8 protein-coding genes and 1 pseudogene are annotated in these 10,653 nt (G+C 71.9%); 3 read left to right on the plus strand and 6 right to left on the minus strand.

Annotation, left to right across the window (positions count from 1 at the left end; translation table 11 throughout):
- A pseudogene (locus ACFYT4_RS09070) lies at positions 1-306 on the plus strand (fatty-acid--CoA ligase); the annotation flags it as partial.
- Between the two features lie 255 nt (positions 307-561).
- On the plus strand, positions 562-1,725 hold the full coding sequence (locus ACFYT4_RS09075) for a TetR/AcrR family transcriptional regulator (RefSeq protein ID WP_389266800.1): 1,164 nt from the start codon (positions 562-564) through the stop codon (positions 1,723-1,725).
- 258 nt (positions 1,726-1,983) lie between these two features.
- On the opposite strand, the gene ACFYT4_RS09080 is transcribed toward ACFYT4_RS09075, so the two are convergent.
- From ACFYT4_RS09080 to ACFYT4_RS09100, 5 genes are all read right to left on the minus strand, one after another.
- A complete protein-coding gene (locus ACFYT4_RS09080) occupies positions 1,984-3,189 on the minus strand; it encodes a helix-turn-helix domain-containing protein (protein WP_389266802.1) in 1,206 nt (401 codons plus the stop codon).
- A gap of 548 nt (positions 3,190-3,737) precedes the next feature.
- Positions 3,738-5,624, minus strand: coding sequence for a glycerophosphodiester phosphodiesterase (locus tag ACFYT4_RS09085; protein ID WP_389266804.1), 1,887 nt, complete (start codon positions 5,622-5,624; stop codon positions 3,738-3,740).
- 530 nt (positions 5,625-6,154) lie between these two features.
- A complete protein-coding gene (locus tag ACFYT4_RS09090) occupies positions 6,155-6,916 on the minus strand; it encodes a nuclear transport factor 2 family protein (RefSeq protein WP_389266806.1) in 762 nt (253 codons plus the stop codon).
- Positions 6,913-7,158, minus strand: a complete 246-nt coding sequence (locus tag ACFYT4_RS09095) for a hypothetical protein (protein ID WP_389266808.1) — start codon at positions 7,156-7,158, stop codon at positions 6,913-6,915. Before ACFYT4_RS09095 ends, ACFYT4_RS09090 begins: the two co-directional genes overlap by 4 nt.
- A complete protein-coding gene (locus ACFYT4_RS09100; protein ID WP_389266810.1) occupies positions 7,155-7,334 on the minus strand; it encodes a hypothetical protein in 180 nt (59 codons plus the stop codon). The genes ACFYT4_RS09095 and ACFYT4_RS09100 overlap by 4 nt, the downstream gene beginning before the upstream one ends.
- A 385-nt stretch (positions 7,335-7,719) precedes the next feature.
- Between ACFYT4_RS09100 and ACFYT4_RS09105 the strand changes: the two genes are divergently transcribed.
- On the plus strand, positions 7,720-8,616 hold the full coding sequence (locus ACFYT4_RS09105; protein ID WP_389266812.1) for a helix-turn-helix transcriptional regulator: 897 nt from the start codon (positions 7,720-7,722) through the stop codon (positions 8,614-8,616).
- A gap of 185 nt (positions 8,617-8,801) precedes the next feature.
- Here ACFYT4_RS09105 and ACFYT4_RS09110 read toward each other — a convergent pair whose 3' ends face one another.
- Positions 8,802-10,331 carry a helix-turn-helix domain-containing protein gene (locus tag ACFYT4_RS09110; RefSeq protein ID WP_389266814.1) on the minus strand — a complete coding sequence of 510 codons (1,530 nt, stop codon included), beginning with the start codon at positions 10,329-10,331 and terminating at the stop codon, positions 8,802-8,804.
- Positions 10,332-10,653 lie beyond the last annotated feature (322 nt).

Below are 10,653 nucleotides of genomic sequence, written 5' to 3' on the forward strand. Positions count from 1 at the left end.
GACATGATCATCACGGGTGGGGAGAACGTGTACTCCGCCGAGGTGGAGAACGCGGTGGCTTCGCATCCCGCGGTGGCGTCCTGTGCGGTGATCGGTGTGTCCGACGAGCAGTGGGGCGAGCGGGTGCATGCCGTGGTCGTGCTGCGGCCGGGGCGGACCTCGACCGGGCAGGAGATCCGGGCCCACGCCAAAACCCTGATCGCCGGCTACAAGGCCCCGCGCTCGGTCGAATTCGTCGACGCCCTGCCGATGTCAGCCGCCGGAAAGATCCTCAAACGCCAACTCCGGGACACCCACCAGAACTGAACACACCGCTGCCGCGACGGATTCCACAACGAGGCGTACCCGGTGGCCCGCGTCCACGCCGGCGTCCGGGTCGATCGGATCCACGGTGGCGCGCGGCGGTCGTGAAGACCGTCACCGCCGAGGGCCCGCGGGCGGCGGGGCCGGCCGCCGACCCGCCCAGCGATCACCACTGGGCGGGTTCGGTACTCTGAGGTGCACTTCGGAGCCCCGTCGTGCGGACGCGGGGCGCACCGGCGCCGGCAAAGGGAGCAGAACGTGGCAGCGCGCAGGCCGCCGAACCGCAAGGCGCTGATCCGCGTCGCGGCCGCGGAGCTGTTCCTGGAGCGCGGCTACCACAATGTCTCCGTCGCCGATGTGGCCGAGGCCCTGGGCATCACCGCGTCCGCGCTCTACTACCACTACCGCAACAAGCAGGAGTTGCTGCTGTGGGCCGTCCGGGACTGCCTGGACAGCGTCGACGCGCTGGTCCGGGAGGCAGCTGACCTGGAGGAGGCCCTGCGGTCCCTGGCGGCGTTCGTCACCAGGCCGCGGAGCGTCTTCGCCATCTGGGAGCGCGAGGCGCGCAACCTCGACGGCTCGGAGCGGGACGCGATCCGAGAGCGCGAGTTCGAGGTGGTGGCCCATCTGGTTCCGCTGCTGCGGACGGCCCGCCCCGACCTCGGCGGGCCGGAGGCCGAGCTGGTGGCCCGGGCCGTGTTCGGTGTCCTGGGCAGCCGCTCTCGGCACCGGCTCTCCCTGTCGCGCCGCAGGGACCAGCAGTTGATGTTCCGCATGGCCCGGGCAGCCGCCCACTGCGAGCTCTCCGCGGCCGACCGGCCCGCGGGGAACGGACCCGCCGCGTCCGGCAGCGGGCTCCGGATCCCCCGGCGCGAGCAGCTGCTCACCGCGGCGGTCCGGCTCTTCGACGAGCGCGGCTACCAGTCGGTGACCATGGCCGACATCGGAGAGGCCGCCGGCATCGTCGCCTCCGGCGTGTACCGGCACTTCCCCAGCAAGACCGACCTGCTGGTGACCGCCGTGAACCGCGGCGGGGAGAGGATACGAGCCTCCGCTGATCAGGCGCTGGCCCGGGCGAGGGATCCGCGGGAGGCCCTCGAACTGCTGCTCGGGGCTCATGCCGCGGTGACGAGCGAGCACCGGCACCTGGACGGCATCCTGACCAACGAACGCGACCAGCTCCCCGAGAAGGAGCGCACCGCCCTCCGGCGCTTCCAGGCGGACTATCAGGACGTCTGGGTCCAGGCCCTCGGCGCGGTCCTCCCGGGGCGGGAACCGACCGAACTGAAGATCAGCATCCATGCCGTCCACGCGATGATCTACTTCGTGGTCCGCTCCCGGACCGCCGACCAGTGGCCCGATCTGCCCCGGCGCCTGACGGAGCTGGGCATGGCCGTACTGGTCGGGAGCTCCAGCCCGTAGCCCCGCAGCGGCGGCCCGCCCGACGCCTTCCGTGTCGCAGGGGCGGCGGAGAGGCCGGCGGCGACGACCGTGTCGAACCACTGCACCTCGTCGGCGGTGACGCCGGCCGGGTAGACGTGAGCACTCTGACACGCGGCCCGGCGGAGGCAAAGGGATCGCACTCCCCGCTCCGCGGCGAGCGGACACGTGTGTGGGTGCGCACAGTCCGCGGCGGCGTCGGCCGTGCGCCCGCACACCCGGCCCATCAGTCGCGCCGACTCACTCCCCGGCGCCGTACAGCCGGTAGGCGTCCAGAGTCAATGCCAGGTCGACGAGGTCGCGGGGGCGGTCGAGATGCAGCCCGGTGAGCCGCTCCAGCCGGCGCAGCCGGTTCAGCACCGTGTTGCGATGGCAGTACAGCCGCCCACCGGCCTGGCCCGCCGACCCCTGGCAGTCCAGCCAGACCTCCAGGGTGGTCATCAGCAGTTCCCGCTCGGCGGCGTCCAGGGCCATCACCGGCCCGAGTACCTTGGCCCTCAGCTCAGCGGCCAGGTCCGGCTGCGACAGCACGAAACCGGCGGATATCCGGTCCCCTATGACCGCCAGTTCCCCGTCGCTCCGGCAGGTGCCCAGGGCCAGCTCCGCGAGCTCCCGGGCACGCCCGAGCTGGGCCAGGCCATCGACGACCGGGCTCATCCCCCCGCGCGCGCCGGGACCGACCGGCACCGCCGCCGCCAGCTCCTCCAGCGTCCGGTCCCGCAGCAGCGCCACCACCGCCAGGCCGTCCGTGTACGGGCACCAGTTGAGCAGGATGCCGTCCACCTCCTCGCGGACGGCGGCGTCGGACGGACGAGCGGACTGCGGACCGTTCAGCCGCACCACCGCGTAGCGTCCGGTCAGCGGGAGCTCCAGGGTGACCGTGGCGGCGGAGAGGTCCAGCGGGTCGTGGTGCCCGCGCAGCAGTGCCTTGAAGGCCGGCAGCAGCTTGCGGCCGTCATCCGGCGGCAGTCCCGCGGTGCACTGGCGATGCGCCTCGCGCATCAGATTGGTGTCCCGCTCGACCCAGCGCCAGTAGTCGTTGGCCGCGTACACCATCAGATGCGCCCTGTCGGGGCTCTCCTGCTGCACCACCTCGACGAGGCTGTCCCAGAGCACCGAGGCTCCGATGCGGAACGCCTGCAACACCGCCAGCAGCGGAAAGCCCTCGGCGGCCCGCTTGTGGCCCGTGGCCCAGGCCCGCTCTCCGGACTCCGCGAACCGCTCGGCGGAGGCCAGGGACCCGACCGAGATCTCCAGTGAGGTGTGCGCGGACTCCAGGGTGTCCTGAGGAGCGAGCAGCGGACTGGCGTAGTGGATGATCTCCACCCGGATCCGGGCCAGTGCCCTCTCCGCCACGATCGAGACCCGGCCGAGCAGCAGATTGGCGGCATGGCGGAGGATGCCGTCCGCCGGAGAGGGGTCACCGGCCGGTATGCGGTCCGGCACAGTCGGTCGACTGCCGTTCAGGACCGGGGAGGAGCCCTGTCGGGCACCGGCGCCCGCCCCGACCGGGCCGTGCGGGAACGCGTCCAAGACCACCTCCGCTATCGCCTGACATCGCATTCTTCGTGCTCGCGGCGGTGAGCACCAGGCCTGGGAGGAAATCCGCCGAAAAGCCTACGGGCCTGGCAGCCGACTCAGCCGCTCGCTCGTCCCTTCGGCGAGACCCTGTGCGGGCGCACAACGGAGGAGATCGTGCGCTGGACGCGCTTCCACGATCGCCGCCCAACGCCTCGCCGGCCCGCCGCCTGACGTACCGCGCGTCCGGTGCCTGGCCTGATGCGCCCGGGGGTGTACGGCGGCGCAGCCGGGCTCGCGAGTGGTGGTCGGGCGCGCGTCCCGGACCGCCGGCGGCGACACGGCTCCCGGTACGGTCACGCCGGGCGTGCACCCGGGTGACCGGCCGGCCGGTCCGAAGCGGGGGCCGGCGCAGAGGCCGTGGCCCCCGCGGCGCGGGGGCGCTGCGGGGGCCACGGGGAGCTGCTCGCGTCCGGTCAGCTTCCGGCGAGTGCGCGTGCCTCGGCGGCGATCAGCTCGGCGCTGTCGGCGGGTATGTGCTTGCCGGAGTGCTTCTCCGCCCAGCGCGCCAGCTGGGTGTACTGGCCGCGGCCCAGCATGGCCGTCATTGTGGAGACGTGGTTCGCGTCGGCGTCCGTGGTCAGGATCAGATGTGCCAGGCCGGTCCGGGTCGCCTGGACGGTGAACACCGATTCGGCCCGGGAGACTCCGCCCGGCCCGGTGGCCTCGGCGCGCAGGGTGTGCCGCCCTGCGGCGAGAGCGGTGAGGTCGAGCGGCTCGCCGGCTGTGACGGGGGAGCCGTCCAGGGTGAGCGTGATCTTGTCCGCACCGGTGGCCTGCACGGCGGGGACCGGGCGCTGGGCACGGTCGAGGCCGGTGCCGGCGGCCGGGGAGGTGATGGACAGGAGCGGCGCCTTCGGCGGCTCCGGGCGGCTCTGGAGCTGGGCCGCGTTCCAGCCGGTGAGCTCGGCGGGCCGGTTGGTGATGACGGCGTCGACCCCCATCGACTCAAGGGCCTTCCAGCGGTCCGGGCTGTCGACCGTCCACACCATCACCGCGACACCGGCGGCGTGCAGGTCGGCGACCACGCCGGGCCGCTTGGCCAGCGCGCCGTCGGAGGGGTTGTACGAGGCCAGCCGGAGCTCCGTCGCGAGGGCCACCGGGTCCTCGTCCAGGCTGCCCCTCAGCAGGCCGAGCGGCAGCTCGGGCGCCAGCTCACGGGCGTACCGCAGATGGTCGACCTCGAAGCTCTGCACGAAGACCCGCTCGGTCATCCCGCTGTCCCGGACCGTCTTCACGATCGTGGCGACCTGGTCGCGGGTGTGCGAGCCCTTGATCTCCAGCAGCATGTCGCCGCCCCGGGTGCGCAGATCGTCGAGCTGCGTGGCCAGGGTGGGCACCTTGGCGCCGGCGTAGGCGGGGGCGAACCACGAACCGGCGTCGAGGCCGTCGAGCTGGGCCGCGGTGAGGCCCCGGATCGGGCCGGCGCCGTCGGTGGTGCGGTCGACTGTGGTGTCGTGCATCACGTAGGGGATGCCGTCCTTGCTCGGCTGCACATCGTTCTCGATGTACTCGGCCCCGCCGCGCCGGCCCACCTCGTCGGAGACCAGGGTGTTCTCGGGCGCCGCCGACGAGCCGCCGCGGTGCGCGATGACGGTCATCGGCGAGCCCTCGGGGCGTATGAAGCCCTGCTCGGGCAGCTCGGTGACCGAGAGGTCGTCGAACGAGACGGTGGCGCCGTTGACGACGAGCGCCTCGACGCCCTGTTCCGAGCGGACGACCCGGGTGGTGCGCAGGGCCTCGCGGCCGTCGAAGAACCAGCGGGCCTTCGAGCCGTGCACCTCCACGGCGATCCGTACGTCGCGTCCGACGCCGGCGGCCGACGGGGCGGCGGCGGTGTCCGTGACATTCCAGCCGCCCGCCGTGGTGCGCTGGGCGAACTCCAGCCCGTTGGCGGCGCTGGTACCACTGCGCATGGTGGCGATGGACCACGGCACCGAACCGTCGGCGGGGACGTCCATGCCCATCGCCAGCCAGCGCGCCGAGTCCTTGACGGACTCGAACCGTGCGGTCACCTCCATCCGGAAGTCGTCGAGGTGTTCGCCGAAGGTGATGCGGCTCTGCTGGCCGGCGTCGGCCGACGCCCCGTACAGACGGCCGTCCTTCACCTCCCACTTGCCATCGACTGGGCGGAAGCCCGCGGGGAGGGAGTTGCCCGAGAAGTCGGCCGAGAGCACCTTCCGGCCGTCCGCGGCGACGGCGGAGGGAATCGTGCCCGCACCGGCGGGCGACGCTGTGAACAGGGAGGCGAGGGTGGCGGCGGCGAGAACCGCGGCGGGAATACGAAGTGTTCGCAGGGACATGCCGAAAACGTAGGAAGCCGGAGCGAACGCCTGCGTACACGGCGAAGAACCCGGGCAGTCGTTCACATGACCGGGCAGTGCCTGACCGGCCTCTGACGGGTACGAGGGTCCGGACGGGACCGAATACGGGCCCCAGCGACGGGTTTTGGACGCCGACGGCCCGCTTGCGGTTCCCGACCGTGGTGTGGGCTGGAGTACATCTATCGGTGGACCGCCTTGACCGAACGCCAGTGCACGCTTCCGCAGCGTTTCGCTGGACCGGTGAGGGGCCTGGAGCCTTACGTGCCGGGGGGAATGGCGCTGGCTGCTTCACCACTGGCTCGACAGAGCCGATCCGGGGTGACGGCGGTGCCGTAGGCGTCGAGCGGCAGTGCGGTGGCGTGCACGGGAGTCTCCGGGCGGCGCTGGACGCGCCGCCGCGGCCGCCCGGCGTTGCCGGGTCGGAGCGGCGGCGTGTCCGTGCGTTCGGGCGGTTTTCGGGGTTCCGGTGTGGAGTCGGCGCACGGCCGCCGCCTGCCGGGTCGCGGTCGTCAGAACAGGCCGTTGTCGTGGGGGAGTTCGGTCGTCATCGGGGCGATGACGTCCCAGTGCTCGACGATCTTGCCGTCGGCCACGCGGAAGAGGTCGTAGTACGCGACGGGGACACCGAACTCGCCCTCGGACTGGAGCAGGACGAACTCGCCCTCGGCGATGACCTTGTGGACGGTTTTGTAGGCGAGGTTCCTGCCCTGCCCGGCCCACGTCGCGGCGGCGGCCCCGAATCCGTCCAGGCCGTCGGCAGCCTCCGGGTTGTGCTGGTGGTAGATCTCGGTCGAGATGTAGTCCGTGAGCACCGAGTAGTCGGCACCGACCAGGACCTTCTGCGCGAACTCGGCGACCAGGGCGCGGTTGGCCTCGGTCGTCTCCAGCGCGGTGACCCCGGTGGGTCCATCGGTCTGCGAACGGCCGGAGGCGGTGACCTCGACGACCGGGGTCAGGGCGTCCCAGTGCTCGGCGAGCTTGCCATCGGCGTCGACGCGGAAGATGTCGAAAGCGACCAGTGGTTCGGGGCCGAAGCCGTGGTACGTGCCGTGCAGGGCCACCAGCTCGCCGTCGGCGATCATCCGGGCTCCCTCGTAACGGAAGCCCTCCGGCAGCCCGGCGACCAGTTGGCGCAGGGCCTCGGGGCCGTCCGCGGCCAGGGCACTGTGCTGGCGGTAGTCGGCGGCGACCCAGCGGTCCACCGCTCCCGGGTCCTTCCGGCCGAACAGCTCGCCGACGGCGGACAGGACGGTGTTCCTGGCATTGCTCATGACGGGTCGTCTCCTTGCGAGGTCAGATCATGGGTGGAGGGCTTGGGGATGGCTGGCGTCAGGCGCCGGTCGAGCGCGGCGGTCAGGGAAGCGGCCGTGAACGCCGCGTCGGCCAGCTGGTCGGCGCCGTGCGCCGTGCGCGGCAGCGGCGTCGGGTAGGAGGCGACGGGCAGGCGGCGCAGCGCACGGGAGCCGGCGCGGGCCTTCTCCCGGCTGTCCGGGGACGCGTATGCCGCGGTCACGGCGTCCGCCTCCCGCCGAACTCGTCGGCTGTGTCCCGGTAGACCACGGCGTCGGACAGGCCGCGACCGGCGACGAACCACGCTCGGTGCACGGCATCGGCCGCATCCGGTTCGCCGGTGTCCGGCTGGTCGCGCGGCCCGGGCAGTCCCGCCGCGGCGGCGGTCTGGTCCAGCACGCCCGTCCTCTGCGACAGCGCGCTCACAGCCCGCGCCGAGGACGACACCGGTCGACCGCGCTGTACGGGCCCGCTCGGCCGGCCGGTGCGGGCAGGCCGCCACCGGTCGTGCCCGGGCACCGGTGCGGAGGCCGGCCGGCAGGACATCGAGCCGGATGCGGTGTGCGCTGTCCACGGCGAAGGCCCGCAGGGCCGGGCCGAAGCCGTAGCAGCATGGGCGGTACGCGTCGAAGGCGTACGTCAGCGAGGCTCGCTCCCCCGAGGACATCACACTCCTCCCCTCTCATCTCTTACTGATTTCAGACATCTTCTCGATGGCGGATGGGCTGGTACCTCCAACCTAGGGGCGATGAACAGGTCGAATCAGATACACTCACGACTCGCGATGGTCAAAAAGCGACACGATGTCGATCGCGGCATCACGGAGATCTCCTTCGCCGCGCCTGCCGGAACCCCCGTGGGCGTCGAAGTGCTGCCCCTCGCCGGCCTGCGCCACCGCGTACGCGCCGAGCGGCTCACGGCCCCCCAGCGCCCGGACTTCCACCACCTGCTCACCCTCACCAGCGGAGCCCTGTGGCACACGGTCGACTTCACCGCCTACGCCCTCGACCCCGGCTCCTGGCTCTGGGTGCGCCCCGGCCAGGTCCAGCAGTGGGGCGACCTCACCCACGCCGAAGGCACCCTGTTCCTGTTCCGCCAGGACTTCCTCGATCCGGCCACCACCGACAGGGCCCGCACGGAGGACTCGCACGCCCCGGTCCTGCGCCGACCCCTCCCCGGCGACGCCGCGGCCGTGCGGCTGGCCGCCGACCACCTCACCGCCGAGTTCCACGCGCTCGGACACCTGCCCCTGGAGGTCCACACCACGGCCCTGCGCCACCTGCTGGCCGTCCTCGTCCTGCGCCTGGCCCACCTCACCACGCCCGCCGGAAGTCCCGCTCCCGAACCCGACGCCACCTACCTGCGCTTCCGTGACGCTGTGGAGAAGACCTTCACCCGCAGCCGCCGGGTCGAGGACTACGCCGAGGCACTCGGCTACTCGGCCCGCACCCTCTCCCGCGCCACCCTCGCCGCCGCCGGCCTCGGCGCCAAGGAGTTCATCGACCGTCGCGTCGTCCTCGAAGCCAAGCGCCTCCTGGCCCACAGCGACCAGACCGCTGCCCGCATCGCCGGCCATCTCGGCTTCTCCAGCGCGACCCACTTCAACAAGTACTTCCACCAGCGCACCGGGCAGACCCCTATCGCCTTCCGCACCATGGTCCGCGGGCACCCCACGAAGTGAGACCGGCAGCCCTCCACGACGATCGGCCCGAAGCCGCCGACCAGCCCCGCCTCACCCGTACCAGGCGGGAAGGGCGCCCGGGTACGATCCCGGGGCCCCCAAGTCCCGGAAGTCCCACAGACGCCACCGCACCCCATCCGATCCGCGTTTCAGCAGGTCAGGCAGGGTGCGGTGGTGCTCGTGTATCAAATGTCGCGGAAGATCTCGATCTGCGCGCCCACCGAGTTCAGGCGCTCCGCCAGTTCCTCGTAACCGCGGTTGATGACATAGACGTTCCGCAGGACGGAGGTGCCCTCGGCCGCCATCATCGCCAGGAGCACCACGACGGCCGGGCGCAGGGCGGGCGGGCACATCATCTCGGCCGCGCGCCAGCGGGTGGGGCCCGCGACCAGGACGCGGTGGGGGTCGAGGAGTTGCAGCCGGCCGCCCAGCCGGTTGAGATCCGTGAGATAGATCGCCCGGTTGTCGTAGACCCAGTCGTGGATCAGGGTCTGGCCCTGAGCCACCGCCGCGATCGCGGCGAAGAACGGCACATTGTCGATGTTCAGTCCGGGGAACGGCATCGGGTGGATCTTGTCGATCGGCGCCTCCAGCTTGGAGGGCCGGACCGTCAGGTCCAGCAGCCGGGTACGGCCGTTGTCCGCCGTGTACTCCGTGGAGCGGTCGTGGTCGAGGCCCATCTCCTCCAGGACCGCCAGCTCGATCTCCAGGAACTCGATCGGGACGCGCCGGATGGTCAGCTCGGACTCCGTCACCACCGCGGCGGCCAGCAGGCTCATCGCCTCGACCGGGTCCTCGGAGGGGGAGTAGTCGACGTCCACGTCGATCGTGGGGACGCCGTGCACGGTCAGCGTCGTCGTACCGATGCCGTCGATCCGTACGCCCAGGGCCTCCAGGAAGAAGCACAGGTCCTGGACCATGTAGTTGGAGGACGCGTTGCGGATGACGGTCACCCCGTCGTGGCGGGCGGCGGCCAGCAGCGCGTTCTCGGTGACCGTGTCACCCCGCTCGGTCAGGACGATCGGGCGGTCCGGTGCCGTCGCCTGCTCCACGCGGGCGTGGTAAAGGCCCTCCGTGGCGGTGATGTCGAGGCCGAAGCGGCGCAGCGCGATCATGTGCGGCTCGATCGTGCGCGTACCGAGGTCGCAGCCGCCCGCGTAGGGGAGACGGAAGTGTTCCACCCGGTGCAGCAGCGGCCCGAGGAACATGATGATCGAGCGGGTCCGGCGGGCGGCGTCCGCGTCGATGGCGTCCATGTCGAGACGCGCGGGCGGGACGATCTCCAGGTCCATGCCCTCGTTGATCCACCGGGTGCGTACGCCGATGGAGCTGAGGACCTCCAGCAGCCGGTAGACCTCCTCGATGCGCGCGACCCGGCGCAGCACCGTACGGCCCTTGTTGAGCAGTGAGCCGCACAGCAGCGCGACGCACGCGTTCTTGCTCGTCTTGACGTCGATGGCGCCGGAGAGCCGGCGCCCGCCGACCACCCGCAGATGCATGGGCCCGGCATATCCGAGCGACACGATCTCGCTGTCGAGCGCCTCACCGATGCGCGCGATCATCTCAAGGCTGATGTTCTGGTTGCCGCGCTCGATGCGGTTCACGGCACTCTGGCTGGTGCCGAGTGCTTCGGCGAGTTGGCTCTGTGTCCAGCCACGATGCTGTCGTGCGTCACGGATGAGCCTGCCGATGCGTACGAGATAGTCGTCTCCCATGCGTTGGACGTTATCTCAGATATGAGATGGTCCGTGCGATGGGGGCGCCATTCGGGTGAGGCGTACGAGTCGCGGGGGCCGCGCTTCTGACGTTCCGTCGATCCGGCGGGACCGGCAAGTGGAACGAGTCCGTTCGGGTGTGGGTCGCCGGGTCCGCGCCTGCCCGGTATCCGGCGGCTCATGCGCATCCGGTACGAACGCCCCGTCGGCGATCTCCTCGGCCGGGGGGGGGGGGGGGGGGGGGGGGGGGGGGGGGGGGGGGGGGGGGGGGGTGGGGGGGTGGTGGGGGGGGGGGGGGGGGCCCGGGGCCGGGCGCGCCTAA

The organism is Streptomyces sp. NPDC004609 (assembly GCF_042873655.1).
Classification (GTDB): domain Bacteria; phylum Actinomycetota; class Actinomycetes; order Streptomycetales; family Streptomycetaceae; genus Streptomyces.